We start from the raw sequence: 25,676 nt of genomic DNA on the forward strand, positions 1-25,676 counted from the left end.
GCCGTTGGTCACAATGGATTCTTTATGGCGTTGAGCCCAGTTTTCGGTCGGCGCCTTGCCAGTTCGAGCGCGGCCCTCACACAGCGTCAGCCGTCGACGGAGTGCGAGCCTTCCAGCACATCGGCGATGACGAGTGCACACCAAAGTTCCGAGGGCCGCTCGAGGACAGCGTGCCCCAGGATCCCTTCAGCCTGCCGGATCCGGTAGCCGACAGTGTTGCGGGCGACATGGATGCGCCGCGCCACCGCCTGCGGGCTGCGGGTCTCGATATAGGCGCGCAGGGTCTCCCGCAGCTCCCGAAGCCGGATTTCGGCACCGAAGAGGCCACCGAGCTCGTCACGGGCGAACTGCTCTGCGGCCGTACGGTTTTCCAGCAGCAGGGTCAATGAGCCGAGACTCCGGTAGGTCAGCAGGCAGCCGTCGATGCCGGAGTTCTCTACCGCCAGGGAGTAGACCCGGTGCGCCTCTAGGTGCGACTGGCGGAAGCCGGCCACACCATCGCGGGCCGCACCGAAGGCGATCCGCACCCCGACCGGTGGCACGGGCAGATCTTCGAAGTGACAGACATCGGATCCGGAGCGGAAACCTCCCCAGGCCCAGACCATCGCCCCGCCCTGCCGGATCGCCACCCGTTGGGTGGCGCCGAGTTGCCGTAGGCACCCCTCGGCGACCCGGTGCAGATCTGCATCGGTGCCACGTTCGTCGGCGATCCAGGCCACCGCGGCCAGATGCGACCAGCCGGCGAGCCCGTACCGCAGCACCGCGGTGATCCGCGCCTCGTCACCCACGAACTCCTCGGCGAGCACCTGCCGGACCGCCTCGTCCTCCAGCGCAGCCTGGGTCGACACCCAGCGCTTGGCCTCTTCGGCATAGTCCTCGCTGATCCGGATCGACAGGGCGTTGAAGATCGCCAGGACGGTCTGCGCGATGAGTTGAGACTCACCGCCGCGCAAGGCCGGCTCGCAGAGCCGGTCGCAGGCCTCGAACATCTCACGCTGCCACCATTGGTGGCTTGCCCGATTGCCCTGCCAGACATCCTCGATGGGGATGCGACGCCGCACGAAGTCGGCGATGATCTCGCGCTCCATCGTCGGCTCACCACCGCTGATCCGCACACCGCGCAGTTCGAGCATGGTGAGGAGCGCGACGATCTCGGTGCCCTGGCGGACCATCGCGATCTGCCGCGGTCCGGTCCCGAGGTCGGGCACCTGCTCGAGGATCTGATCGGCGTTGCGGTGGGCGCCGGCGATGGCCCACCGCACCGGACCGTCACCGAGCTCGGCGAGTGCGGTGGTCATCAACGTGGAGCCGGAGAGCTGACTGGAGGGCTCCCCGTCATGATCAAGCCGCAGCAGCCAGCGGGAGTTCACCCTCCGGTCGCCTGCTCGGCCCTCAGCCGGTACACCGTCAGGTACCACCAAATCCACGCTTGACCTCCGACGGCGGTTTCGACCGACCCGTGGCTGCGAAGCGTAATAGTCCGCCACCATTGAATCAACCCTACTTCAGTTCATGACTGGATCGAGCTCATTCTTCGGCGAGCGCACGGAACCGGCTGCCATGAAAGACAATGGGGGAAACCCCCGGCCGGGCAAGCATGCGCTCGATCCGCAGCAGGACAATGCGGTGGTCACCGGCGGGAATCTCCGCGTCGAGCACGCAGTCAAGCCACAGGGAGGCACCACCGATGAAGACCGCGTCAGAGCGGTCGGCGATCCATTCGATCCCGGCAAACCGGTCATCCTTCTTGGCCGCCAGGGCTCGCGCCGTCTCACCGTGGTGCTCGGCCAACACACTGACCCCGAGCCGCCCGGCGGACCGCAGCAGTGGCCAAGTGGTCGAGCTATCCGCGACGCACACCGAGACCAGTGCCGGAGTGATCGACACCGAGGTGAACGAGCTCGCGGCGATGCCCACGGGCCCTCCGTCGACGACTCCGCACAGCGCGATGACACCAGACGGGAAGTGTCCGTAAGCATTTCGCAGCACGGATTCGGTGAGCTCGACACTGTCGAGGAACGGCGACGCCGCCGGTTCGTCAAGGACCTGCACATCGGATTGACTCATACGACCTAGACCTCCTGAGTGGGGTGGGGCGGTGGAGCGAGCAGAACCGGCGAACCAGAGCCGCTCACACCCAAACCCTAAGGTGATCTGCCTCACTTCCGCTCGGGCGATGAGCGCGAAAAACGGCGGCAGTTTGGTGCCGCCGCGCAATCAGCGCGACTGCGCGGCGGCGGCAGCGAGAACAGCGGGCGCCTGATCGAAGTAGAAGACCTCGATATCGGAAACCTTCCCGTCCCGGACGGTAACCCGCTCAGTGACAAGGAAGTCGTACTCGACTCCGGTCGCGCGCAGCACCGCCCGACCCTCGACCCGGGTATAGACACAGTTCCGGTCGTAGAGGGCCGGCTCGAAGGAGATCCGCGGCCCGTCGATGAATTCCCATACCGCGCCCACGTCTGCCATGAGCGCGTCGAGGCCGGTGCGACCGGTGTAGACCTCGCGATAGGGCATGCCGGGCGCTTCCCGAATGGTGAAGTCCGGCTGGGCGTAGCGCATCGCCTGGTCGAAGTCACCGTCGTCGAGTACCGCACTCTCGAACTTCGTCACCACATCCAGCGCCGACACGGCAATGTCGCCCCCGGCTGCGCCGACCTCGACAACCTCCGGCCCAGCAGCCCGCATGAGCTCGACGTTGTCCCAGTAGAAGACATCGATCGAGGCGATCTTGCCATTCCGGATGAGGTAGTTCTCCGCGATCCGCAACGTGATCGGCACCCCGGTGCGGCGACCCACGACGTCGAGGCTGACCGAGACGAGCACGCGATCCCCGCCGAGCGGAGCGATGTCGAGGTCGATGGGGGCAACCATCTCCCAGGTGCTGTTGAACGCCTGCGCAAGCGCGAAGAAGCCATCATGGCCGGCATGGTCGCCGGGATAGGGGGTGTTGGCGGCCTCCCTCACGATGATGTCTTCGGACAGGATCGTCAGCACGTCGTCGATGTCGCCGGCGACGAAGGAGTCTTCGAAGCGCTGGATGAGCGCGACATTAGAAGCGGCGATCGAGTGGGCAGCGTCGGACATTGTGGGGCCCTTTCGGTGAAGAGAATTGCTGTCGAAACCTCATCGACGCGCTCACGCTAGGCACTGAAAGCCATGTGTGGCAATTGGTTCCAACCATCCGACTGCAGTGTTGGTCCCGCCGCTTAGTTGTCACCGGAAGCTTAGGCGCCGAGCCCAAGAGATCGTGCCCGACCTCACACATACTGACGTCAGTGGCCTTCGCCACACCGCCGGCGGCCCCGTTCCCCGGCTCCCTTCCGCGACGGTGTCCTGGGCGCCCTGCGCCCCACTCGTCGCCCGCCCGTATCTCGACCGCGAGGAGTTGTCTTGTCCGACCAATTGCGAGCGACCAACATGCAGATCGTCCGGCGCTATGTCGACGGCATCAACGCCTGGGACTTCGACGGGATGCGCGAGATCATGGCTCCTGACTTCGTCTTCGAGCAGATGTTCGCGCCGCCCGGCATGCAGAAGCGCTATGAGGGCCGCGACGCCCTACTGGACTTCCAGCGCAGTCTTACCGGTCTCATCATCACCGAGAACCTCCACGACCTCGAGCTCGACACTCTCGCTTCGGATCCCGGGGTTGTCATCGCGACCTACCGCAGCGATATGCAGCTGTCGGATCCGAACATGTCCTATACCAACGACTACATCTGCCGGTTCACCGTGCGCGACGGGAAGATCACCCACTTCCAGGAGTACTTCGACGGCTGCCGACTGGTCACCAGCTTCGGCGGCACCGTGACCGAACCCCAGATCGGATGACCATGGATGCCACGACCCGCCGCGTCGACGCGGCGATCAACACGCTGCGTGCCGGCCGGCCGGTGCTGGTCGCCGACGATCCCGGCCGGGAGAACGAGGGCGACCTGGTCCTCGCGGCCGAACACATGACCACCGAGCACATGGCATTTTTTCTGCGGCACGGCAGCGGCATCGTATGCACCCCGATGCCGCGGGAGCACGCTGAGCGCCTGGATCTGCCGCTCATGGTCGAGGACAACACCGACAACCACCAGACCGCGTTCACCGTAAGCGTCGATCATCGCGACGCCGGCACGGGAATCTCGGCGGCGGACCGGGCGCTGACTGTGCGGGCGCTCGCCGACCCTGACATCTCGCCGGCCGACTTCCGGCGGCCCGGCCACATGTTCCCACTCGTCAGCCGCGACGGCGGACTCGCCGAACGCCACGGCCACACCGAGGCTTCGGTCGAGCTCACCCGGCTGGCCGGTTGCGGTCCGGTGGCGGCGATCACCGAGCTCGTCGACGACGCCGGCCTGCCGCTGTCGGGGCACCGGATCACCGAGTTCGCCCACCGCTACGACCTGCCACTGATCACCGTCGGCGACCTGCTGACCTACCTGGCGCGCACCACCTCGGACACTCCGCGACCGCCTGCTGTCCGGCGAACCGGGGAGGCTCGGTTACCCACCGCCCACGGCGATTTCTCCATGATCGCCTACCGCTCGGATTCGACCGGGGCCGAGCATTTGGCGCTGGTCTCCCCCGGTCTCGACGCGCTCGCCGATGCCTCGGCGCCACCGCTCACCCGCATCCACAGCGAATGCCTCACCGGAGATGTCCTCGGGTCGCTGCGTTGCGATTGCGGCGGCCAGCTCGAAGCGGCACTGAGCCGTATCACCGACGAACGCGCGGGTGTTCTGCTCTACCTACGCGGACATGAAGGACGTGGCATCGGTCTAGGAGGCAAGGTCGCAGCCTACGCACTGCAGGAGGCCGGCCTCGACACCATCGATGCCAACACCGCCCTCGGATTTCCGGTCGACGGCCGCGACTTCTCCCCGGCCGCGGAGATCCTCACCGACCTCGGCATCCCCGCCATCCGGTTGCTGTCCAATAATCCGGCCAAGGCCACGGCGATGGCCGCCCACGGCATCGAGGTCACCGAAGTCTTGGCTCTGCCGCCCCGGGTGACCCCGGAGAACATCGACTACCTCGCCACCAAGCGCGACCGGCTCGGCCACACCATCGCCACCCGGCTCGCCGCCCCGTTGCGGCCGACGCTTGCCCGCGGACTCGGCTGAGGCCGGTTCGGTCATCCCCCTTCCCCGCTTCTCCTTCGATACACCAACCCTTCGTTACACCAACCCTGAGAGGAATCATCATGAAACTAGGTGTCGTACTGCCCGTCGCCAACGGCGGTCACATTCTGTCCAAGGCCTCCGAGCATCCGCACCCTACCTGGGAGTTCGAGCGTGAGGTCGCGTTGACCGCCGAGCGGCTCGGCTATGACTACATCTTTTCCCAAGTCACCCTGCGCGGTTGGGGTGGAGCCACCGAGCACTGGGACTACCAAGCGGATTCGCTGACCCTCATGGCCGCGCTGGCCGCCGAGACCGAGAACATCGGCCTCGTCGGATCGGTGGCGATCCCCACCATGCACCCGGCCATGGCGGCCCGGATGTGCTCGAGCATCGGTCAGATCTCCGGCGACCGCTTCGACCTCAACCTGGTTACCGGCTGGAACAAGCCGCAGTACGACCAGATGGGCCTGTGGCCCGGTGACGACTACTTCAGCAACCGCTATGAACCGTCCTGGGTCTGGTGGAGACCGTGATCTCACCAGGAGAATGCCGGTATGGCTGCACCAAGGAAGTTCGATCCAGAGACCCGCGAGCGGGCTGTGAGGATGTATCACGACCACCTCGCCGAGCACAGCGGCGCGAAACTCGCCGCCCGCGAGCATGTAGGCGCGCTGCTCGACATCAACCAGGCAACGTTGCGCAACTGGATCGAGAAGGATAAGCCGATTGTCACCACACGGGGAACGACGACGGTGAGCGAACAGGACGCCGAACTGGCTGCGCTTCGCAAGGAGAACGCCGAATTACGCAGGGCAAACGAGATTTTGAAGACCGCGTCGGCGTTTTTCGCAGCGGCGGAGGTCGACCGCCGACTGCGGTGATCGTCGACTACATCGACGCTCACAAGGGCCGGTTTGGGGTCGCCCCGATCTGCCGAGTGCTGACCGAGCACGGCGTGCAGATCGCCCCATCCACCTACTACGCCCGCAAACACGCGGGTCCGGTCTCGGCAACACAAATGGCCGAGGCGTACGACGCTCATACCGTCTACCAGGCGTTTCAGCGTAATCGCGGCGTGTACGGCGTTCGTAAACTGTGGCACACGATGCGCCGTGAGGGCCGGGTGATGGGCCGCGATCAGGTAGGCCGGCTGATGGAGATCTGCGGCATCACCGGAGTCGTGCGCGGCAAGCACCGCACAAGCACAACCCAGCGTGATGATCGCGCGCCGCGCCATCCTGATTTAGTGGATCGGCAGTGGTCGCTGCCGTCGCGTCCGGACCAGTGGTGGGTGGCGGATTTCACCTACTGCTGGACGCTGTCGGGATTCGTCTACACAGCGTTTCTGGTCGATGTGTACTCGCGACGGATCCTGGGTTGGCGGGTGATGACGAGCAAGACGACACCGCTGGTGACCAGCGCTCTCGAGCAGGCCCTGTTCACCCGAAGAAGGACCGACTTCTCCTTTACTGCAACAGGTTTGATTCATCACAGCGATGCGGGAAGTCAATACACCTCGTTCGCCTTCACCGAGGCGCTACGCGACTCCGGCCTGGCCGGCTCGATCGGCTCAGTTGGCGATGCCCTGGACAATGCGTTGATGGAATCGACGATCGGGTTGTACAAGAGCGAACTCATCGACCGCCAGCGCTCCTGGACCGGACGAGCCGAGGTCGAACGCGAAACCGCCGCATGGGTGCATTGGTACAACACCGAACGGTTGCACTCGGCAATCGGCTACTGCCCGCCGGTCGAGTACGAGACGCGCTACCGTGAGACCGTCGCCTCCGAAGCGGAGGTGGCCTAAACCAGGTCTCCATCCGACCCAGGACGGTTCACTACGACTACGCGGAGGAGTACGCAACCATCCTCAAGGAGCTGTGGACGACCGGCCGCAGCAGCTTCAAGGGCAAGTACTACCAACTCGAGGACTGCCAGGTCGGCATGGTGCCGAACCGCCCGGTGGGCCTGGTCTGTGCCGGCCAGTCCGATCGCGGCCTTGACTTCACCGCCGAATACGGCGACACCAGCTACATCCTCGGCCTAGGTACCGGACCGGAGGGGGTAGCCCAGGTGATGTCAAGGGTGGACGCCGCCAGCGCGCGCGCCGACCGCACCCTCGAGGCGCTCCTGGTAGTCCTCGTCGTCCTCGATGAGACCGATGAGGCCGCGCAGGCCCGGGTCGATCGCTACGTCGCCGAAGCCGACGTCGAGGCGATCGCCAACATGCAGGGCGAGGCCAGCCTCGACTCCGGTGGCGGCTCAGCGGCAGAGCTACTACAGAACGTCGGCAACGCCACCTTCCAGAACCTGGAGAAGGTCGTCGGCTCGCCGGAGACCGTGGCAGCCTACTTCAACCAGCTCGCCGAGATCCCCAATCTCGCGGGTGTCTTCATCGCCTTCGACGAGGTGCTGCGCGGCACTGAGCTGTTCGCCGAGAAGGTCATGCCGCTGCTGAACTCACACGGCGCGAAGGTCGCCGCCGCGGCCGGTACTGCCCGATGACCTCCCCGACCACCCCATCTTGCGACTTTCCGGAGGAATCATGACCATCACCACCCCAGCCCGCACCGATATCGTCCGCGAGGCCGACGGTTACGACCACGCGACCGTCTACAACGGCGACCAGCGGCTGCATGTCGTCGCCCGCGGCGAGGGCCCGCTTGTACTGCTCGTCCACGGATTCCCGGAGGCGTGGTTCTGCTGGCGCCACCAGATCGACGCCCTGGCCGCTGCGGGCTATCGGGTTGCCGCCCCGGATATGCGTGGCTACGGCCGCTCGTCGAAGCCGCCGGCCGTGGCGGACTACACCGTTACCAAGCTCGTCTCCGACTGCGAGGCGATCGTCGGTGCCCTCGGCTACGAGACCGCTACCATCATGGGCCATGACTGGGGCTCGATGGTCGCGTGGACAGCCGCCTGGACTCGACCGGAGGTGTTCACCGCCGTCGTCGGCATGAGCGTGCCCTTCGGCGGGCGAGGACTGATCCCCATCGGCGGCGTCGACTCCTTCGGCACCCGCAAGCCGTCGGCGGTGCAGCGGGAGATCGCCGGCCCGGACAAACTGTTCTACCAGGAATACTGGTCGCAGGACGGCGCGCTGGAGGCCGAGCTGGAAGCCGATCCCCGCGGCTTCCTGCGCGGCCAGTACTTCTCGTTCTCCGGCGGGCCCTACCCGGCCGACCACCAGGCCCCCGATCCGCTTGCCACGACGCCCGAGCAGATCGCCGAGCAGATCCGCAACGGCGGAGTATGCATGACCCCGGGCGCGAAGTTCAGCGACGGACATGTCATCCCCGAGCGCGACCCGGCCTGGCTCGCCGCCGATCTCGACGACTACGTCGCCGAATTCGAGCGAACCGGGCTGCGTGCCCCGCTGCACTGGTACCGCGCCATGGATCTCAGCTGGGAGGAGCTTGCACCCTTCGCGGGCAAGCCGATCACGGTGCCGGCCCAGTTCATCGGCGCCGACCTCGACGTGGCCACGGCCTGGGGCGCCGAAGCGGTCGCGGCCTTCGACCAGACGGTACCGCAGCACCGACCGTCGGTGATCCTACGCAACTGCGGCCACTGGTTCACCCGGGAGCAGCCCGAAGAGACCAGCGCGGCGATGCTCGCCTTCTTAGAAGGACTGAATCGATGAGCGCCGGCATCCAGACCACAGTGGACACCGCGGCGGTCGAGGCGGTGCGTCACACCCTGGCCACCGCAGCTGTCGCCACAGACCGGATGGACTGGGAGCTCCTGCGCAGCTGCTATGAGCCGGATGCCGAGATCGATCTCGGTGGCTTCTTCCAGGGGTCGATCAGCGAGTACATCGCCGGCAACAGCAGCCCCGAGGGGCTGCCGTCACTGGAGTCGACGTTCCACTCGTTGTCGACATCGGTCGTCGAGGTGCGCGGCGGCGCATCGGCGGTCGCCGAGACCTACGCGACCTGCTACCACCAGGGTCCCCTAGATCATGCCTGGTGCCAGGGTTTCGTCGTCATCTTCATGCGCTTCCTCGACGAGCTCACCGAGCGCGACGGAACGTGGCGGATCTCGCGGCGTCGCGGCGCCTTCGAGTGGGGCCGTAACGAGACCACCGGCGAGCCGTTTCCGCTTGATCCATCGACGCTGAGCCGACGCGACCGCAGCGACGTCCGCTACGCACTGTTCCCCGCCTGACCGGGCCCGACGGCTCCGGAGGATTCGCATCGACCCTCCGGAGCCGTCGACTGTTTCAGCGATCCTGAGTTGTGCGGGCCGCGCATCGGTTGTCCCCGCTACGCCTACGACGCACAGGATCCCAAGTCATCTCGGCTCACTGACGGCTCAGCCGCCGAGCACCGAGACGTCGCCACTCGACCAGGTGACACGCTGCGTCCGACGCGCGATCCGCCAGCCGGCCGCGGTGCGATGTGGTGCGGATCTTCGGCGCACCCGTCATCGACCCGCCCGTGAAGGCCGCGCGGACACAGTCGATCGTCGAGCGTCCCTCGCGGAGCCGGCCGCGGACCGTCGAGACCAGTTGGTGCACCGGCGCATAGGTCTCCACGTCGAACAGCGACGGGACGTGGACCGAGTCGGGTTCGCAGACCCGCGAGAGGTCGTTGCGGACCAGGTCGACGATCATCAGGTTCTCGGCCCGGTCCTTCTCGCTGGCCTGCAGTTCGCGGCGCAACCGCCGGTCCTGGTCCGGGTCCGCCGACCGCGGGCGGGTGCCCTTGATGGGTTTGGACTCCACCGTCCGGTCGGCGCGCACCTTCAGGAACCGCTCCGGTGACGCGCTGAGCACCGACATCCCGGAGAACTGCAACAGGGCGTTGTACGGCATCGGGCTGATCCGGCGCAGGCACGAGTACCCGGCGACTGGGTCGAGCCGGCCGCGCACCGTCGCCGCGTTCGTCAGGCAGACTTCGCAGGACTCCTCGCTCCGGGTCTCCGCCAGGCAGCTCTCGATGAGCCCGAGATAGGCCTGCCGATCGTGCCGGAACACGACCGGCGTCTCGTCCGGCGTCGAGACCAGCGGGGGAGCCACCGACGCGGGCACGGGGTGATGTCCGGCCATCTCCCGGATCGTCGAGGCCGTCTCCTGCAACCATCGGGTGTTGTCGGGATCGTCGGCATCGATCGGGTCGAGGGCGATGATGTACCCGCATGTGCATTCGTGGTCGATCACCACGGCACGGTCCGCGAACACCATTGCCGCATCGGGCTGTTCGGACGCGTGCGCGAGTTGGCCCCCTGTGTCCGCCTTGAGCTCGTAGCCGAGGTAACCGACATAGCCGAGACAGAACTCGAACGGCAGGTCGGGCGCGGCCACCGATCTAGCTCGCAGCTGGGTGTCGAGGTAGTCGAACAGCGTGCTGCGGACCGCGTCCACGAACCCGTCCGAGTGCTCCACCCGCACCGTCATCTCCGGGACGCGGTAGGTCACGTACTCGGCGCGCGGACCGGAGCAGTCGCCCATCACGGAGAAGCGACTCTCGGGTTCGCCGGCGGCCGACCGGTCCAGCCAGAAGCTGTTGGGGCCGTCGGCGAACAGACGGGCGTACACGTCCTGCGGATTCGGGACATGGTCTTCCCGCCGCCATCGGACCCGGTAACGGGGGCGGGGCTCCGACGCGGCGGGTGCGGGGTTCGCCGCGGTCGCTGCGGGATTGGCCGTCGGTGACGGCGTCGGGGCCCGCGGACGCCGTCGCCCCGGGCCCCGCACCGCGGTCAGGGAGGCGAAGTTCGCCAGCAGTTCCCGGCCGTACTCGGTGCAGATCGACTCGGGGTGGAACTGCACGCCCCAGAGCGGCAACTCCCGATGCCGCACCGCCATCAGCACCCCGTCGTCGGACCACGCCTGCGGCTCCAGCATCGGGGGTACCTCGTCGATCGCGAGCGAGTGATACCTGACCGCGTGGAACGGCGACGGCAGTCCGGCGAAGAGGCCGCGGCCGTCATGGTGCACGGTGCTGATCCGACCGTGTCGCGGCTCCGGGGCGCGCGTCACCGGACTCCCGAAGAGGTGACACAGGCCCTGATGCCCCAGAACACACCCCGAGCACGGGGAGCCCGCCGTCGGTCAGTGCCCGGGCGCTGATCCCGAAGTCGCGGGCGTAGTCGGGTCGCCCGGGGCCGGGGGAGATCACGACATTGTCGAAAGCATCCGGGTCCACTGACGCCCACGGGGGTGTCGTTGGTGATGACGACCGGCTCCTCGCCGTTGACCTCGCTCAAGAACGCGAAGAGGTTGTAGGTGAACGAGTCGAAGTTGTCGATGAGCAACGTGCGCACGGCGACCACCTCAGCCCACCGTCGAGTCGGTGTCACCGTCCGGCGTCATCTGTGCGGAGTCGACGATCCGGTCTTCCACCCGGCAGGTCTCCGCGATCAACAGATCGTAGAGCTCATGGAGAAAATCGGGTGAGAGATCGTGGTCGAGGGCGAACCGGTGCGCGTGCTCGTGGACCACACCGACGCGTGCGGCTGCATGACGGGGATCGAGTACCTCCGTTTGAGGTGGGCGATGCTCATGCACACCTCGATCCGGGCGCGCACGTCCTCGAGCAGCCGGTCATCGATCCTGTCCAACTGCGCACGCAGAGCGTCGAGATCCCGTTCGGCGAGGTCGATCTCACCTGATCCGGGCCCATGGTTGTGCATTGATCCGTTCACGGCACGACCTCTCGTATCAACCGAGAAAACGGTCGGCCAACTTGAACCGCCGAGGTTCGGCGCCCGGCCCCGACTGGCACTGCGCCGCGGTCCGCGCATGCGGACCGTTCCCCGACTCGGTCCATGGTCGCACCGAGACGGCGTGCGCGGGGGCATTGACGTCACCGGCAGATCACGATTCGTCAACGACCGTGACACTGTGCGGATCATTCCCCGTGCGGGACAAGGAGATTGCGGTCATTTCCGACGAAGGCCGCGAGACGCGTGAACTCCGCAACCCGAACGAGGGGTCTGGGCGGAGCGATCGACTTCAGAGCCTCTCGACCTCGACGAAGACGATGGTCTCGGTGCCGCGGTTCTCGATGCGGTGTTCGACTCCCGCGTTGCGCGTGTAACTCTCGCCGATACGCAGGTGCGCGGCGATCTCCGTGCCGTCGGGTCCGACGGCATACATCGTGTCGTCGACGAGCGGCACGACGACGTAGTCGTGTTCATGACGGTGCATCGGGATGGTTCCGCCCGGTTCGACGGTCCACCGGGTCACCCGGAAACGCCCGTCGTCCTGTTGCACCTCGCCGTGCGAACCCGCGGTCATCTCGCCCTCCATCGTCGCAGTGAGGCGACCGATCCGAAGCCGGTCGCCTCACTGCGACATTACGGCGACGGGAGGGACGGCAGGCTAGCGCCGATCGCCCGTGTCGGCGAGCCAGGCACGGATTTGGCGCAGGCCGTCGACGGTGCTCTGCAGGCCGAGCGCTTGGCTGTGCTTGGCGTCGAGAACCAGGATGCGGTCGTCCCGCACCGCGGGGAGTTGCCGGACGGCGGGGTTGGCCAGTATCGGGGCGAACGACTCCCGGCCGAGTCCGAGCATGTCCACGAGCAGGATCGCGTCGGGCCGTGCGCGGACGACCTGCTCCGGGTCGGCGAAGCCGGTGCGTGACAGTCCGGCGTCGTCGGCGGCGTTGCGTCCACCGGCCCGCGCGACGAGGTCCTGGGTGAACCCCTTGCCCGCGTTGACCATCGGTCGCCCGGCCTGATTGCTCAGGATGAGAACTGACCTGGAAGGCGTGGGGACCGGCCGGATCGCCGTCATGCCGTCGCGGATCGACGACGCGAGCTCGGTGGCCTGTTGCGACGATCCGATGGCCTCGCCGATCGTGGTGATGTCGGTGAGCATCTCCTCGACGCCCTGCCAGGTGTTCGGCAGGGTGACCATCCGGACAGCGGAGTCGGCGAGCAGCGCCGACGTGTCGGTCTCGCCCTCGTGTCGCGGTGTGACGATGGCGATATCGGGGTCCGCGGCGAGGATTCGCTCGGGGTCGGCGGGTCCGTGCGCGGCGATGGTCGACCCGACTGCGCGCATCACCTCGGGGTGATTGGTCAGCGAGGGGTGCGTCTGGGTGTCGGGGATGAGCACGAGGCGATCGCCGGCGCCGAGCGCAGCGACGGTCTCGGCCACGTCGGGACTGAGTGCGGCGATCCGTTGCGGCGCCGCCTGATCGCTCGCTGTTCCTGCGGTGTGGGTTCCCGAGGTCTCGCCGCCGCACGCGGTGAGCGTCGCGGCGACCGCGACCGCGGCGGCGAGGAACCGAACGGGATTGGCTGTCTTCATCGTCGACCTTTCTGAAGGGTGCCCGGTGTCGCCCGGGTCACAAGCGTTGCGGGAAGGAGAGGTTTGTCGCCGGCCCGGCGATCGAGGACTGTGGCGGCGTGCGGGAAGGCGGTCACACGCAGGCTGCCCGTCACCGGGTCGTGGTCGGTCCGGACCCGGACGCCGTAGACCTGCTCGATGCGCTCCGGGGTGAGGACCTGCACCGGGGTTCCGACTGCGGCGATCCGGCCGGTCTCCATGAGGATCAGCCGATCGCAGAAGCGGGCTGCCAGACCGAGGTCGTGGATGCTGAGGATCGTCGCCGTGGCCGGGCCGGCCGCGGCGTGGGATCGGGCCAGGGCGAGAACCTCGGTCTGGTGTGCCAGGTCGAGAGCGGACACCGGCTCGTCCATCACCAGGACGGGCGCGGATTGGGCCAGGGCGCGTGCGATGTGGACGAGTTGGCATTCGCCACCCGACAGGGCGGTGCCGGGCCGCTCGGCCAGGTGGGCGCAGCCGGCCTGGCGCAGCGCGGAGTCGACGATCCGGTCGGCACGCTCCGAAGTCTCGTTCACGCGAGCTCCGAGCCCGACGATCTCCCGGACGGTGAGACCGAAGGCGAGTCGGGCCTGCTGGGGCACGAAGGCGACGTGCCGGGCGCGCACATGGGGGCGTGCTCCCGCCAGTTCGACGTCCCGACACCGGATCGAACCGCGCGTGACCGTGCGCCCGGCGGCGATCGCCGACAACAGCGTCGACTTCCCGGAGCCGTTGGGGCCGACGATGCCGACGACACTGCCGGGCTCGACGTCGAAACAGATCGCGTCGAGGACGCGGCGCGGAGTGCGTCCCCGCGATCGGCGGACGACGCAGAGGTCCCGGACCGACAGGACGGCGCTCATGCGGCGCCTGCCTGGTGACTGCCGGAGCGGAGCACCAGCCATGCGAACACCGGGGAGCCCACGAGTGCCGCGACCGTGCCGGTCTGCAGAACCACGGGATCGAACAACATCCGCGCGGCGAGGTCGGTGAGGATCAGGAAGATCGCCCCGCTGAGCATCGACGCGGGCAACAGGATGCGGTGTCGGGTGCCGAGCACCAGACGCACCGCGTGGGGCACCACGAGTCCGACGAACGCGATCACGCCGGTCACGGCTACGGCGGCGCCGGTCACCAGCGCTCCGGCGAGCAGGAGTACCAGCTGTTCGCGATGCACGTCGACCCCCATGCTGGTCGCGGTCGGCTCGCCGAGCAGGAGGGCGTCGAGCACCCGGTGCCGGGAGACGAGGACCGCGGCGCCGAGCAAGATCGGCGGCAGGCTCAGCCACACGTCGGTCCACGTCCGCGAGGTGAGATCGCCGTTCACCCAGAACATCACCGACCGCACCGCGGAGTCGGTCGGGGCGTTGGCGACCAGCGCCGCCGTCACCGCCGAGCAGAACGAGCCGACGGTGATGCCGACGAGCACGAAGGTCACGGGGGACGCGTCGGCGCGCATCCGGGCCACGAGCAACAGGGACAGAGCTGCGACGGCGGCGCCGGCGAACGCGCCGAGGGGCACCGACGCGCTGCCGAGAACCGTTGTGCCCGAGACCAGCACGGCCACCGCGCCGACGGCGGCCCCCGACGCGACACCGGTGATGCCGGGGTCGGCGAGCGGATTCCGGAAGACGGCCTGCATCACCGCACCCACACCCGCGAGTGCGGCGCCGACGACCCCGGCCACCACGACCCTGGGGGCGCGGACGTCCCGCACGAGCGGCGAGTCCGGCGAGTCGGCGTCGACGAGTGCGTGCAGGACCTCCCACCAACCGAGCGTGACGGGGCCGATGGAGACGCCGGCGATCATCACGGCGACGAGCAACACGCCCGCCGCGGCCATCGGCCACCACGCAAATCGCCTGGGGCGCACCGACGACGAGGTCGAGACCCGGGTCTCGACGAGGGGTTCTGGGGGTGCCACAGCGGTCATGCCTTTCGTGCGTATACTCCGAATCCGTCCAAACGATAACAGTAATCATTTTCAATAAGGAAGTCGCGATGGGTTTCCCGATCGACCGGCGGGTTCGACGTCTCACCGTGGTGAGCGTCGGACTCGCCTGGTGGAGCGTCGTCATGACCTGCGTCATCTACCTCGCGCTCGGCGAACTGGTCGTCGACCCGGGGTCGGGGAACCGGTGGGGAGTCCTGGCAGCGGCGAGCAGCGCGCTCGTCGTCGCGGTCGCATCGATCCCGCTCGTCGACGACCGGGCGGCTCGCCTCGTCGAAGTCGCGGTCCGCCGCGCACTCTTGCGGCGCATCTACGGCGCCGACACCCTCGTCGCGCGTTCGGAGTTGCCGGCCGCCGGGCGCCTGGTGTCCGCCGCGACCGACGGAGCCGACAAGATCGCCGCTCTGCGTGGGGGTTTCGTGGCGACGATCATCGGCGCGGTCACCACCCCGCTCGTCGTTCTCGTGGTGATCGGATTGACGATCGGCTGGCGGGTCGCCGGATTGTTGTTCGTTCTCCTGCTGCTCGCACCGCCGGTCGTCGGCGGCCTCCAGCGCCTGTTCCAGCGGTCATCGGATCGTCACCGCGAACGATCGCGGCGGCTCGCCGCAGAGTTCCTCGACGCGTTGCGCGGTCTGCGCACGGTGTCGCTGTACGGGCGGGTCGACGACCACGCGGCACATCTCGCCGCAGCGAGCGAGTCCCAGCGTCGCAGCGTGATGCGTCTGCTGCTGGGCAATCAGGCGATCCTCTTCGTCACCGATGTCGTCGTCTACGGAGGGCTGGTCGGAGCCGCAACGGCCACGGCGGTCCACCTGGGTTCCACAGGGCAGCTCGACGCGCCCCGCGCAGTCGCACTCGTCCTGCTCGCGGTCCTGCTGACCAAGCCCCTCGACCACATCGGCCAGTTCTTCTACATCGGCATGACCGGCGTCGCCGCCGAGATGGAGGTCGCGGGATTATTGCCGGCCGAGCCCGCGCAGAAGTCGGCGCCCGAGGGTGCGTCCGCGCGGTCGGACGCGGTGTCGTGCGGTGTCATCGACGTCGACTTCGCCTATCCCGACCGTGAACCGACGCTGATCGGCTTCACCCTGCAGGTCGGTGCCGGCGAGATCGTGGCGCTGACCGGGCCGTCGGGTTCGGGCAAATCGACGGTGCTCGCCATGCTCGCCGGGGACCTCGTGCCCGATCGGGGACGCGTCGAGTTCGGCGGTGCGCCGGCTCATGGCCGCGCACACGTGGCGATCGTTCACCAGCAGACACACCTGTTCGCCGGCACCATTGCCGACAACCTCCGGCTGGCCCGTCCGGACGCATCCGAGGCCGAGTTGTGGACGGCGTTGCGCGGGGCGCGGCTCGCCGACGAGATCGCCGCACTGCCCCGACGTCTCGACACCGAGGTGGGGGAGTTCGGAACGGCCCTGTCCGGCGGTCAGGCCCAACGACTGTCGCTGGCCCGTGCGCTGCTGCGCGATGCGCCGGTGCTGATCCTCGACGAGGCGACCAGCCACGTCGACCCACGCTCGGAGGAACTCATCGCGGAGACGATCGCCTCGCTGGCGGGGCGGAAGACCGTCGTTCTCGCGACGCACTCGCCGCGCCTGGCCGCACTTGCCCACCGCGCCGTCGACATCGGCAGTACGAGCCGACACCCGACCGAGTCCGTGATGGACGACGTCGAGATGAACCGTGAAACCGAGACGATCAGGAGAGTACGGCGATGACCGAGCACCCACTTCCGGACGGGCGGGCATCGCAGACCCGCTGGCTGCTGTCCTTCGGCCGACCTGTGCTGTGGCCCTTGCTGATCTCCATCGCATGCCGGGTCGCGGAACTGGCTGCCGGGGCGGCATTGCTGGGATACGCCGCCCACGCGGCGGTGTCGGCGGTGACCACGGGTTCGGGGTCGGCGGTCTCGGTCCTGCTGGTCGTTCTCACCCTCGCCGCGATCAGGGGAGTGTTCCACTACCTCGAGCATTACACCGGGCACTGGGTCGCTTTCCGGGTCCTCGCGATGATGCGGGTGTTCTTCTACCGCCGGCTGGCGGCGCTCGCGCCCGCGATCACCTACCGGCACCGCACCGGCGATCTGTTGGGTCGGGTGACCCGGGACATCGACCGACTCGAGGTGTTCTTCGCGCACACGGTGGTTCCGGCGATCGCCGCTGTGGTGATGCCGTCGGGAGTCCTGCTGTGGCTCATCGTGATCGGCTACCCCGGCGTCGCGCTTGCTGTCGGTGTGTCCGTCGTGGTGCTCGGGGCCGGTGTTCCGTTCGTCGGGCGAAGGCGGGTGGGACGCAACGAGGCGGCGATCGTCGCGCACCTCGGAACGGTGTCGGCGCACCTGGCGGATTCGATCGCGGGTCTCCGCGAGATCAGTGCCTTCGGCGCTGCCCCGGAACGGATGCGGACACTCGACCGCGTCGAGCGCGACCTGGCCGTCCGTCGTCGGGTGGTCGCGAGGTGGTCGGCGGCCCGGGTCGCGCTGACCAGGGCGTGTCAGGTGGGTGCTCTCGCCGCCGTGGTGGTGACCGCGCACGCCGGTGGCGCCGATGCGGCGACGATCGCGGCGATGGTGGCCGTCATGTTCGCGACCTTCCCCGCTCTCGAGGCAGTGGACGCGTTCGCCGCGCTCCTCGGCAGTACGACGTCGTCACTGCGTCGGATACGAGAGATCGCCGATGGGACATCGGACACTCCGGGCCCGTCGACGGCCGATGCCTGGCACCCGCCGGAATCTGCCCCCGAGATCCGTTTCGACGGTGTGGCATTCGCGCATCCGGGTCGACCCGGTCGCCGCGTTCTCGACCGCGTGGACCTGACGCTGCCCGCGGGCGGGTTCGTCGGCGTCGTCGGTCCCACGGGCAGCGGGAAGTCCACGCTCGGCGCGCTCGCCGCCCGGATCTGGGATCCCGTTGTGGGCCGGGTGCTCTGGGACGGGCACGATCTGCGACACATCCCGGTCGACGTTCTCCGTGACCGCGTCACCGTCGTCGACCAGGACCCCTACCTGCTGCCGACGTCGATCGCCGCCAACCTCCGACTCGGCGCCCCGGAGGCGACCGACGAGCGCCTGTGGGAAGCCCTGCACGCCGTCGATCTCGACACCTTCGTCCGCGCGATGCCGGACGGCCTGGACACGGCGATCTCCGACCGGACCCTGTCGGGCGGTCAACGGCAACGCCTGGCCCTGGCCCGGGCGATCCTCCATGACGGCGCCGTCATCGTCGTCGACGAGGGGACCGGTCAGCTCGACGCCGCCACCGAGGCCCGGGTGGTCGCTCGGTTACGCCGCGAATGGGCAGGGCGCACGGTCCTGTGGATCACCCACCGCGAGTCGACACTCGACCGGTGTGACATGGTCTGTCGCGTGCGGGACGGGCAGGTGATCGTGGAGGAGTCCACCGCGAGCGCGTGCTGAGCGGCGCAGCTCATCTGCGGCCGTGCCGCACGTACCCGTACATCGCGGCGCGGTAGCCGCGCGTGTAGCTGGGCTCGTCGTCGTCCGGGTCCGGAGGACTGTCGAGGACCTTGGTCGCCAGCCGCATGCGCCAGGGGAGCGGAAGCGCGCAGAGTTCGGCCTCGGCGTCCTCGAAACCCTTCTGGAACAGGTCGGCGTCGAGATGTGCGTCGAGTTCCGCGTCGTAGATGGGGAACGACGTGGGCAGTCGGGTGACGACGCCGTAGGGCGTCACGATGTCGAGATCGGGGAGGTCTTCGCCGTGGTCCTTCACCGCACGGACCGCCTTTCGGCGAGGGTCCGGTAGAGCGTGGCGCGACTGACCCCCAGGGCCTCGGCGATGCGCGAGACCGACTCGCCGGCCGCGCGCATCTGCTCGGCCCGCAGAACCTGGTCGTCGTCGAGCACTCGCGGGCGGCCGATGTTCGACGCGGGCCGCGAGTGCGTACCTGTCCGCGACCGTGTGTGCGTCGGGCGGGCGGTGGTGTCGTCGTCGAGTTCGGCCAGCGATGCGAGGACCCCGACGATCATGGCGCCTGCCGGATCGTCGGTGTCGATGCCCTCCCGCAACGAGCGCAGGCCGATACGGCGAGACGCGAGTTCGCGTGCAACCGCCATGACCTCCCGTACATTCCGGCCGAGCCTGTCCATCCCGACGACCACCGTGGTGTCGCCCGGACGAGCGTAGTCGAGGAGTGCGGTCATCCCCGGACGGCGGTCCGCCGTGCGTGCCCGGTCGGCCGCATCGGTGTAGATCCGTCCGGGATCGACCCCGGCCTCGGTGAGGGCATCGATCTGTGGTCCGAGGGGATGAGCCCCCGGTGTCTCCCGCGCGTATCCGAGGGCCATCTTCGGTGCGCCACCTGTCGCGTCTGCTGTCACGATCGGAACACTATCTCAAAACTCTCGTAATGGTTCCGAGACGCGCCGATAGGTTTCGAGACTCGGTTGGTTTGTCGTGTTTGGTGGCAAGGCGAATCACGTCTGGTGTCTCAAAATAGGGTCTCGTTATGTTTTGCGACGCGCGGTGAATTTCGAGACTCTGCGGCAGCTCGGGGCCGTGTGTCCCGGTTGCGTGGGTGATGGGGTCTATGCGCTGGCTCGGGTCGTCTGCCGGGCGGGGGGCGATCGGCTTGGGCCGACTGTGGCGGGGTTCGTCGGACCGGTATGCGTCTGGGTGTGTGTCACCGCCCGGCCTTGCTGTGGTGGTTGCTCGGCGGCGGGGTGCGCTCCGGGCGTCATGAGCATGGTGTTGTCGAGCGAAGTCTTTCCGGTGTGGATGGGATCTCCAGGTGCCGCAATGGCTTTCGAGCTCACGCGCCTTGTGGGAAAGTTGTGCGAAGTCGGAGTGTGATGTATCGGGTCTTCGGTGACAGTTCTGTGTCAGGACTTCGGTGACGGTCTGGTCTTCGTGGGGCGTGGGCCGCGGGGTTGTCGGTTGCCGACGTAGCGAACTCCGGAAGCGGGTCGAGGGTGTTCGACTACGACCTCTCCATCGGTGTTCGCGATGAGATCGCGCTGTCGTCGGCGACGACGAGGACCTGGTCGAAGGCGTGGTCCACATCGACCATGTAGGTGACTGAGTCCACGCTGATGGTGCCGGAAGTGCTGACAGTCCTGACCAGGACGCCCTCGGGTAGATCGGCGGTTGGGCGCGGCGCGGGCGGGCGCGATGTAGGCCGATTGAACAGTGATCCACCGGCTATCGGGTGTGGCGCATGGGCTTTCGGTGTGGCTTGCCACGCGGCCAGTGGCGTGACGCGCCCTGGCAGGCCCTGGTGAGGCCGTTGGGTGTTGTAGATGTGATCGAACGCATCAACCTGGGCCTGCAGCTCGGCCAGGGTGTCAGCCAATGGCTGCTTGTCCAGATACCGGAACAACGTCTGATGGAATCGCTCGTTCTTTCCCTGCGTGGTCGGCTTGTAGGGCTTGCCGGTGATCGTTTCCACCCCGAGCACGCGGACGTGCTCGATGGGCTGACCGAGACGGCCGCGCCGCGAGGGGTTGAGCGCGGGCCCATTGTCGGTGAGGAGTCGTTGAGGTACTCCGTGGGCGGTCACTGCCTTGTCGAACACGACGATCGCAGCCTCAGCCGTTTCGCCCGCGGCCACATGTGAGCCCACGGCGTAGCGAGAGTGATCGTCGATGAGCTGCAGGATGACGCACCTGCGTCCACCGGTCAGGACGTACTCGGTGCCATCGAGTTGCCAGCACGCATTCGGCGCCGGGTAGACGAACCTCCGCCACGCCGAGCGGGGCTTCTTCTTTGGCTCACAGCGAGCGACACCGGCTTCGCGGAAGATCCGGGCCAGCGAGGCCGTTGAGGGCACCTGAGTCAACCCCATCGACTGCATCTTGTCGTGCACGCTGATCGGCCCGTGATCCAGACCTGAGGCTTCCAGAGCGGCGCGCACGGCCACCGCCTGCGCTTTGACCTCGTCATTGAGCGCTGACGGGCTCGACTTCGGGCGGCGGGTGCGGGGTTCCAGGTCCGCCGACGGCCCATCCGCTCGTGCTCGTTTACGCAACTCGTAGAACGACTTCCGCGAAATCCCGTGTTCGCGCAGAATGTCGAGACCGCTCCGCGGGGTGCATCATCAGGCCACTGCGAGATCGCCAGCCGCACGACAGGATCGATAGGTTCGTTAACTACCACCGCCTGAGCGTCGAGTGCTTGCAGTGTGAACCGAAGGCCAGGGTGCCGGCTTGGCTGGAGCCCATCGGGCGTGTCGTGCCCGCTAAACGGAAGCGACGCCTTGTCGCGTGCATCGACGTAGGTCAATATTGACGAGTGTCAAATAAGAATCTTCTGCTGCCACCGGGCCGCGGCCTCAGTGGTGACCAGACCGGGGCTGTCACCCCACTGTTGAAGGCGCTTGCGGACCCGGTTCGGTTGCGGTTGTTGTCGGAGGTTGCCGCGCATCCGGGAGGCGAAGCCTGCGTGTGCGACATTTCCGGACCCTTCGAGCTGTCGCAGCCGACGATCTCACATCACCTGAAGGTGCTGCGCGAAGCGGGCTTGGTGACCAGTGAGCGCCGCGCGACGTGGGTGTACTACCGGGTGAACGCTGAAGCGCTGCAGCAACTGTCGGACCTGCTGGACGATCTCGCCACGGTCGTGGGGGAAACACGCTCGTGTGAGGTGGGCCAGTGACCGCCCCCGACACCGCGGTCGCGGGCAAGCTGTCGATGCTGGACCGATTCCTGCCGGTGTGGATCGGCGCCGCGATGGTCGCCGGCCTGCTGCTGGGCCGCAACGTTCCCGGCCTGGGAGACGCCCTGGCGGCCGTGGAGATCGACGGCATCTCGCTGCCGATCGCTCTCGGACTGCTGATCATGATGTATCCGGTGCTGGCGAAGGTGCGCTACGACCGACTCGACTCGGTCACCGGCGATCGTCGCCTGCTGCTGGGATCGCTGCTGCTGAACTGGATCGTCGGACCCGCGTTGATGTTCGCGCTGGCCTGGCTTCTGCTCCCCGACCTACCGGAGTACCGGACCGGGCTGATCATCGTCGGTCTGGCGCGCTGTATCGCGATGGTCATCATCTGGAACGACCTGGCGTGCGGCGACCGTGAAGCCGCTGCCGTCCTCGTCGCACTGAACTCGGTGTTCCAGGTGATCATGTTCGCCGTGCTGGGCTGGTTCTACCTCTCGGTGCTACCCGGATGGCTCGGCCTGGAACAGACGACCATCGACACCTCGCCGTGGCAGATCGCGAAGTCGGTGCTGATCTTCCTCGGAATCCCGCTGGTTGCCGGCTATCTCACCCGCCGCATCGGTGAACGGGCCAGAGGCCGCGAATGGTACGAGTCCTCGTTCCTCCCGCGATTGGGGCCGTGGGCCCTCTACGGTCTGCTGTTCACCATCGTCATCCTGTTCGCCTTGCAGGGGGAGCAGATCACCTCTCACCCGTGGGACGTCGTGCGGATCGCGCTGCCGCTGCTGATCTACTTCGCGGTGATGTGGGGTGGCGGATTCGTCCTCGGCGCCGTGATGGGGCTGGGTTACGCACGGACCACCACGCTGGCGTTCACCGCTGCCGGCAACAACTTCGAGCTCGCCATCGCCGTTGCGATCGCGACCTATGGTGCGACCTCCGGTCAGGCTCTTGCCGGAGTCATCGGCCCACTCATCGAGGTGCCCGTCCTCGTCGCGCTGGTCTATGTGTCTCTGGCGTTGCGGAAACGCTTCACCAGTCCGACGACCGCCTCCAGCCCAGATGTGTCGAAGGAGCCTGTTCGCGATGTCTGAGAATGTGTTGGACGAACAGCTGAGTCGCGGCGAACACCGCGCCCAACCCGAGCTGCTGATGCCGCATACCGTGCTCGCCCGTACCGCAGCTGACTTGGCCGCCAAGTACGAGGGGGTGGTGTCTCGACAGACGGTGGAACGCTGTGTTTTCGAGTCCTGCACCGCGTTACGGCGCACCTCCCGGGTGCATGCGCATCTGACGACCTTGGCGGGCCGGTTCGCTGCCGATCGGTTACGCGCCCTAGCGCAGGCTGAGGGGGCGGTACCCAAGGATGTGCCCGAAGTCCTGTTCATCTGCGTGCAGAACGCCGGCCGCTCGCAGATGGCTGCCGGATTGATGACCCACCACGCCACAGGTCGGGTACATGTGCGCTCGGCCGGATTGGTGCCGGCTCATTCGATCAACCCGACCGTCGTCGAAGCGATGTCAGAAATTGGCGTCGACCTGGGTACCGAGTACCCCAAACCACTCACCGACGATGTGGTCGCCGCCGCTGACGTGGTGGTGTCGATGGGCTGCGGCGACGCGTGCCCGATCTATCCCGGCAAGCGGTATCTCGATTGGACGGTCTCCGATCCTGAAGGCCGTCCACTTGGCGAGGTTCGCGCGATCCGCGATGACCTTGACGCCCGGGTTCGTGAGCTCCTTGCCGAGCTCACGGCCAACCATCTGTGACTTTCCGAGCATTCCTCCACAGCTGAAAGGGACTGTGTCTCATGTCTTCCTCTCGACCTAGCGTGCTGTTCGTGTGCGTCCACAATGCCGGCCGCTCACAGATGGCTGCGGGGTTCCTCACCGCGCTCAGCCAGGGCAGTGTCGAGGTCCGCTCCGCCGGATCTGCGCCCGCCGACTCGATCAATCCAGCCGCGGTCGAGGCGATGGCTGAAGTCGGTATCGACATCTCGGCACAGTCACCCAAGGTCCTCACCCCCGACACCGTCGAATCCTCCGATGTGGTGATCACCATGGGCTGTGGCGATGCATGCCCAGTATTCCCCGGCGTCAGCTACCGCGACTGGGCCCTCGACGACCCCGCCGGCCAAGGCATCGACGCGGTCCGCCCGATCCGCGATCAGATCCGCGCACTGGTCGCGGACCTCCTCGACGAACTGCTCCCCGCTAACCAGCAGGTCGGCCAGTGAGCACACCACCGCAGGTGCTGTTCGTGTGCGTGTCCAACCGCGGCAAATCGGTGATGGCCGAACACCTCACACCGACAGTCACCGACCGGATCACCCCGTCCTCGGCCGGCACCAGCGCGAAAATCGGCGGCCAGGTCAACGAGCTGTCCGCCCAGGCGCTCGCCGAAGTCGGCGCCACCGTGGACGGGCATCAGCCGCGGCAACTCACCGACGGACTGATGCAAACTGCAGATCTCGTCGTGGTGGTCGGCACCGCCGACGTCACCCCACCCGACGGCGTCGCCCTCGAAGTGTGGAACACCGACGAACCCTCCGAACGGGGCATCGACGGTATCGAACGGATGCGACTAATCCGCGACGACATCACCAACCGGATCCGCGCCCTCGCCGACCGCATCGCGCGGTAGGCGAGAGCGCAAGCCACGACCCCTCAGCAGCAAGCAGTGCGCACCTCAGCCGGTTCGGCGGCGCTGCCACCGCAGCACACCGAACCCTGCTCGACGTCATCGTTGGCGTTCTGCTCCAACAGTTTCGGGCTGGTCCCGAACGTGTCGGAGTCGGCGAGCACGGTGTAGACCTCCCACTTCTCGTTCGCCGGTCCGGTCACCCAGACCTTGTCCTGCGTTGCGAAACAGCAGGTGGAGTTGATCTCCTCCTGGGTGAATAGGCCCTCCCCGGACAGCCTGGCGATCTCGGCGTGCACCTTCTCGCTCGATTCGACCTCGACGCCGAGGTGGTTGATCGTGCCGCCCTGGCCGGGGTTCTCTAGCAGCACCAGTTTCAGGGGCGGCTCGACGATCGCGAAGTTGGCGTATCCCGGCTTGCGTTTGGCCGGGGTGGTGTTGAACAGCTTGGAGTAGAACTCGATCGCGGTATCGAGATCATCGACGTTGAGCGCGAGCTGCATACGGGACATGACCATCACCTTCACCTGTGAGACATATATCGAACTACTGACACATGCAGGGTGCCACCTTTTCGACATATGTCAAGTAGGGGCGTACGATCTGGTCATGCCGAAGCCCTTGCCGATGGTCGACATCAGCGCCCCGATCTGCTGCGCACCGGTATCCGCGGCTCCGCTCGATGACGACACCGCCCTAGAAATCGCTCTGCGACTCAAGGCCCTGGCCGATCCGGTCCGGATCAAACTCGTCTCAATCCTGCTCGCCGACAACGGGAACGGAATCTGCACCTGCGACCTCGCGACCGCGGTCGGCCTCACCGAGGCCACCACGAGCCACCACCTGGGGCAGCTCCGCAAGGCCGGCATGGTCGCACCTGACCGACGAGGGGTGAACGTCTACTACCGCGCACGGCCAGAGTCGTTGGAAGCGCTACGCAGCGTTCTCAGCGCCACCACAGGGTGCTGCTGAACCGTCGCAGGCGCGGTCAGTTGAGCACCTGCGTCAGGCTCCCCCTCGTCGGCAACCGCGCCACGCAACGCACATAGCGTTGCGTGGCGGACACCAA

At 67.2% G+C, this 25,676-nt stretch carries 26 protein-coding genes, 2 pseudogenes and 1 other annotated feature; of the genes and pseudogenes, 16 read left to right on the top strand and 12 right to left on the bottom strand.

The window, feature by feature from the left end; translation table 11 throughout:
• Positions 1-86: 86 nt before the first annotated feature.
• The 3 genes from E1P53_RS02340 to E1P53_RS02350 all read right to left on the bottom strand — a co-directional run bounded on the left by E1P53_RS02340 (position 87) and on the right by E1P53_RS02350 (position 3,087).
• Positions 87-1,208: a PucR family transcriptional regulator gene (locus tag E1P53_RS02340; protein WP_165484388.1), complete on the bottom strand. Its 1,122-nt coding sequence runs from the start codon at positions 1,206-1,208 to the stop codon at positions 87-89.
• Positions 1,209-1,527: 319 nt separating this feature from the next.
• Positions 1,528-2,067 carry a flavin reductase family protein gene (locus E1P53_RS02345; RefSeq protein WP_131733348.1) on the bottom strand — a complete coding sequence of 180 codons (540 nt, stop codon included), beginning with the start codon at positions 2,065-2,067 and terminating at the stop codon, positions 1,528-1,530.
• A 150-nt stretch (positions 2,068-2,217) separates the two neighbouring features.
• On the bottom strand, positions 2,218-3,087 hold the full coding sequence (locus E1P53_RS02350) for a nuclear transport factor 2 family protein (RefSeq protein WP_131733349.1): 870 nt from the start codon (positions 3,085-3,087) through the stop codon (positions 2,218-2,220).
• A 306-nt stretch (positions 3,088-3,393) separates the two neighbouring features.
• On the opposite strand from E1P53_RS02350, the gene E1P53_RS02355 reads away from it, so the two are divergent.
• From E1P53_RS02355 to E1P53_RS02385, 7 genes are all read left to right on the top strand, one after another.
• Complete coding sequence (locus E1P53_RS02355; protein WP_131733350.1) at positions 3,394-3,834, top strand: nuclear transport factor 2 family protein; 441 nt, start codon at positions 3,394-3,396, stop codon at positions 3,832-3,834.
• Entirely contained in the window at positions 3,831-5,117 is a 1,287-nt protein-coding gene (ribB, locus tag E1P53_RS02360) for a 3,4-dihydroxy-2-butanone-4-phosphate synthase (protein ID WP_131733351.1), read from the top strand. The genes E1P53_RS02355 and ribB overlap by 4 nt, the downstream gene beginning before the upstream one ends.
• 80 nt (positions 5,118-5,197) lie before the next feature.
• On the top strand, positions 5,198-5,650 hold the full coding sequence (locus tag E1P53_RS02365) for an LLM class flavin-dependent oxidoreductase (protein WP_131733352.1): 453 nt from the start codon (positions 5,198-5,200) through the stop codon (positions 5,648-5,650).
• A 21-nt stretch (positions 5,651-5,671) separates the two neighbouring features.
• Positions 5,672-6,924, top strand: a protein-coding gene (locus E1P53_RS02370; protein WP_131733353.1) for an IS3 family transposase whose coding sequence is annotated in 2 segments (ribosomal slippage) — positions 5,672-5,966 and positions 5,966-6,924 — 1,254 coding nt in all. Because the reading frame shifts where the segments join, the coding sequence is not laid out codon by codon here.
• Positions 5,956-6,087, top strand: a sequence feature (AL1L pseudoknot). Its footprint overlaps the gene before it by 132 nt.
• A gap of 11 nt (positions 6,925-6,935) precedes the next feature.
• Positions 6,936-7,622 carry an LLM class flavin-dependent oxidoreductase gene (locus E1P53_RS02375; protein ID WP_131733354.1) on the top strand — a complete coding sequence of 229 codons (687 nt, stop codon included), beginning with the start codon at positions 6,936-6,938 and terminating at the stop codon, positions 7,620-7,622.
• A 40-nt stretch (positions 7,623-7,662) separates the two neighbouring features.
• Entirely contained in the window at positions 7,663-8,760 is a 1,098-nt protein-coding gene (locus E1P53_RS02380) for an alpha/beta fold hydrolase (RefSeq protein ID WP_131733355.1), read from the top strand.
• Positions 8,757-9,284 (top strand): nuclear transport factor 2 family protein, encoded by a 528-nt coding sequence (locus E1P53_RS02385; RefSeq protein ID WP_131733356.1) that lies wholly within the window; start codon positions 8,757-8,759, stop codon positions 9,282-9,284. Before E1P53_RS02380 ends, E1P53_RS02385 begins: the two co-directional genes overlap by 4 nt.
• A gap of 235 nt (positions 9,285-9,519) precedes the next feature.
• On the opposite strand, the pseudogene E1P53_RS02390 reads toward E1P53_RS02385, so the two are convergent.
• A pseudogene (locus E1P53_RS02390) lies at positions 9,520-11,393 on the bottom strand (chorismate-binding protein); the annotation flags it as partial.
• A 216-nt stretch (positions 11,394-11,609) separates the two neighbouring features.
• Here E1P53_RS02390 and E1P53_RS21095 point away from each other — a divergent pair.
• Positions 11,610-11,732: a hypothetical protein gene (locus E1P53_RS21095; RefSeq protein WP_371830991.1), complete on the top strand. Its 123-nt coding sequence runs from the start codon at positions 11,610-11,612 to the stop codon at positions 11,730-11,732.
• A 343-nt stretch (positions 11,733-12,075) separates the two neighbouring features.
• Here E1P53_RS21095 and E1P53_RS02400 read toward each other — a convergent pair whose 3' ends face one another.
• The 4 genes from E1P53_RS02400 to E1P53_RS02415 all read right to left on the bottom strand — a co-directional run bounded on the left by E1P53_RS02400 (position 12,076) and on the right by E1P53_RS02415 (position 15,328).
• Positions 12,076-12,360, bottom strand: a complete 285-nt coding sequence (locus tag E1P53_RS02400; RefSeq protein WP_006902056.1) for a cupin domain-containing protein — start codon at positions 12,358-12,360, stop codon at positions 12,076-12,078.
• Between the two features lie 84 nt (positions 12,361-12,444).
• On the bottom strand, positions 12,445-13,377 hold the full coding sequence (locus E1P53_RS02405) for an ABC transporter substrate-binding protein (protein WP_131733357.1): 933 nt from the start codon (positions 13,375-13,377) through the stop codon (positions 12,445-12,447).
• A complete protein-coding gene (locus E1P53_RS02410; protein WP_131733358.1) occupies positions 13,374-14,258 on the bottom strand; it encodes an ABC transporter ATP-binding protein in 885 nt (294 codons plus the stop codon). Before E1P53_RS02410 ends, E1P53_RS02405 begins: the two co-directional genes overlap by 4 nt.
• Positions 14,255-15,328 (bottom strand): FecCD family ABC transporter permease, encoded by a 1,074-nt coding sequence (locus E1P53_RS02415; protein ID WP_230823675.1) that lies wholly within the window; start codon positions 15,326-15,328, stop codon positions 14,255-14,257. Before E1P53_RS02415 ends, E1P53_RS02410 begins: the two co-directional genes overlap by 4 nt.
• A 68-nt stretch (positions 15,329-15,396) precedes the next feature.
• Here E1P53_RS02415 and E1P53_RS02420 point away from each other — a divergent pair, with 68 nt between their 5' ends.
• Positions 15,397-17,070 carry an ATP-binding cassette domain-containing protein gene (locus E1P53_RS02420; protein ID WP_131733359.1) on the top strand — a complete coding sequence of 558 codons (1,674 nt, stop codon included), beginning with the start codon at positions 15,397-15,399 and terminating at the stop codon, positions 17,068-17,070.
• Positions 17,067-18,767 carry a thiol reductant ABC exporter subunit CydC gene (gene cydC, locus E1P53_RS02425; RefSeq protein WP_131733360.1) on the top strand — a complete coding sequence of 567 codons (1,701 nt, stop codon included), beginning with the start codon at positions 17,067-17,069 and terminating at the stop codon, positions 18,765-18,767. The genes E1P53_RS02420 and cydC overlap by 4 nt, the downstream gene beginning before the upstream one ends.
• Before the next feature lie 10 nt (positions 18,768-18,777).
• Here cydC and E1P53_RS02430 read toward each other — a convergent pair whose 3' ends face one another.
• The 3 genes and pseudogenes from E1P53_RS02430 to E1P53_RS02440 form a co-directional block, all read right to left on the bottom strand.
• Complete coding sequence (locus E1P53_RS02430; RefSeq protein ID WP_006902062.1) at positions 18,778-19,080, bottom strand: hypothetical protein; 303 nt, start codon at positions 19,078-19,080, stop codon at positions 18,778-18,780.
• Entirely contained in the window at positions 19,077-19,655 is a 579-nt protein-coding gene (locus E1P53_RS02435; protein ID WP_006902063.1) for a recombinase family protein, read from the bottom strand. Before E1P53_RS02435 ends, E1P53_RS02430 begins: the two co-directional genes overlap by 4 nt.
• Before the next feature lie 534 nt (positions 19,656-20,189).
• Positions 20,190-21,462, bottom strand: a pseudogene (locus tag E1P53_RS02440) (integrase core domain-containing protein).
• Between the two features lie 135 nt (positions 21,463-21,597).
• Here E1P53_RS02440 and E1P53_RS02445 point away from each other — a divergent pair.
• Genes E1P53_RS02445 through E1P53_RS02465 form a run of 5 tightly spaced genes read left to right on the top strand, consistent with a single transcriptional unit; the run spans position 21,598 to position 24,610 of the window.
• Positions 21,598-21,960: an ArsR/SmtB family transcription factor gene (locus E1P53_RS02445; protein WP_109239101.1), complete on the top strand. Its 363-nt coding sequence runs from the start codon at positions 21,598-21,600 to the stop codon at positions 21,958-21,960.
• Positions 21,957-23,060 carry an ACR3 family arsenite efflux transporter gene (gene arsB, locus E1P53_RS02450; RefSeq protein WP_006902066.1) on the top strand — a complete coding sequence of 368 codons (1,104 nt, stop codon included), beginning with the start codon at positions 21,957-21,959 and terminating at the stop codon, positions 23,058-23,060. Before E1P53_RS02445 ends, arsB begins: the two co-directional genes overlap by 4 nt.
• The gene (locus E1P53_RS02455; protein ID WP_131733361.1) at positions 23,053-23,736 is read left to right on the top strand and encodes an arsenate reductase/protein-tyrosine-phosphatase family protein; all 684 of its coding nucleotides are present in this window, start codon (positions 23,053-23,055) and stop codon (positions 23,734-23,736) included. The genes arsB and E1P53_RS02455 overlap by 8 nt, the downstream gene beginning before the upstream one ends.
• 41 nt (positions 23,737-23,777) lie before the next feature.
• Positions 23,778-24,203, top strand: coding sequence for an arsenate reductase ArsC (locus E1P53_RS02460; protein WP_006902068.1), 426 nt, complete (start codon positions 23,778-23,780; stop codon positions 24,201-24,203).
• Positions 24,200-24,610 (top strand): arsenate-mycothiol transferase ArsC, encoded by a 411-nt coding sequence (locus E1P53_RS02465; RefSeq protein WP_131733362.1) that lies wholly within the window; start codon positions 24,200-24,202, stop codon positions 24,608-24,610. The genes E1P53_RS02460 and E1P53_RS02465 overlap by 4 nt, the downstream gene beginning before the upstream one ends.
• A gap of 23 nt (positions 24,611-24,633) precedes the next feature.
• On the opposite strand, the gene E1P53_RS02470 is transcribed toward E1P53_RS02465, so the two are convergent.
• A complete protein-coding gene (locus E1P53_RS02470; RefSeq protein ID WP_010844638.1) occupies positions 24,634-25,119 on the bottom strand; it encodes an ArsI/CadI family heavy metal resistance metalloenzyme in 486 nt (161 codons plus the stop codon).
• 97 nt (positions 25,120-25,216) lie between these two features.
• Here E1P53_RS02470 and E1P53_RS02475 point away from each other — a divergent pair, with 97 nt between their 5' ends.
• Positions 25,217-25,579 carry an Rv2640c family ArsR-like transcriptional regulator gene (locus E1P53_RS02475; RefSeq protein ID WP_131733363.1) on the top strand — a complete coding sequence of 121 codons (363 nt, stop codon included), beginning with the start codon at positions 25,217-25,219 and terminating at the stop codon, positions 25,577-25,579.
• The last annotated feature ends 97 nt before the right edge of the window (positions 25,580-25,676 follow it).

Source organism: Gordonia paraffinivorans (genome assembly GCF_900683595.1).
Taxonomy (GTDB): Bacteria; Actinomycetota; Actinomycetes; order Mycobacteriales; family Mycobacteriaceae; genus Gordonia; species Gordonia paraffinivorans.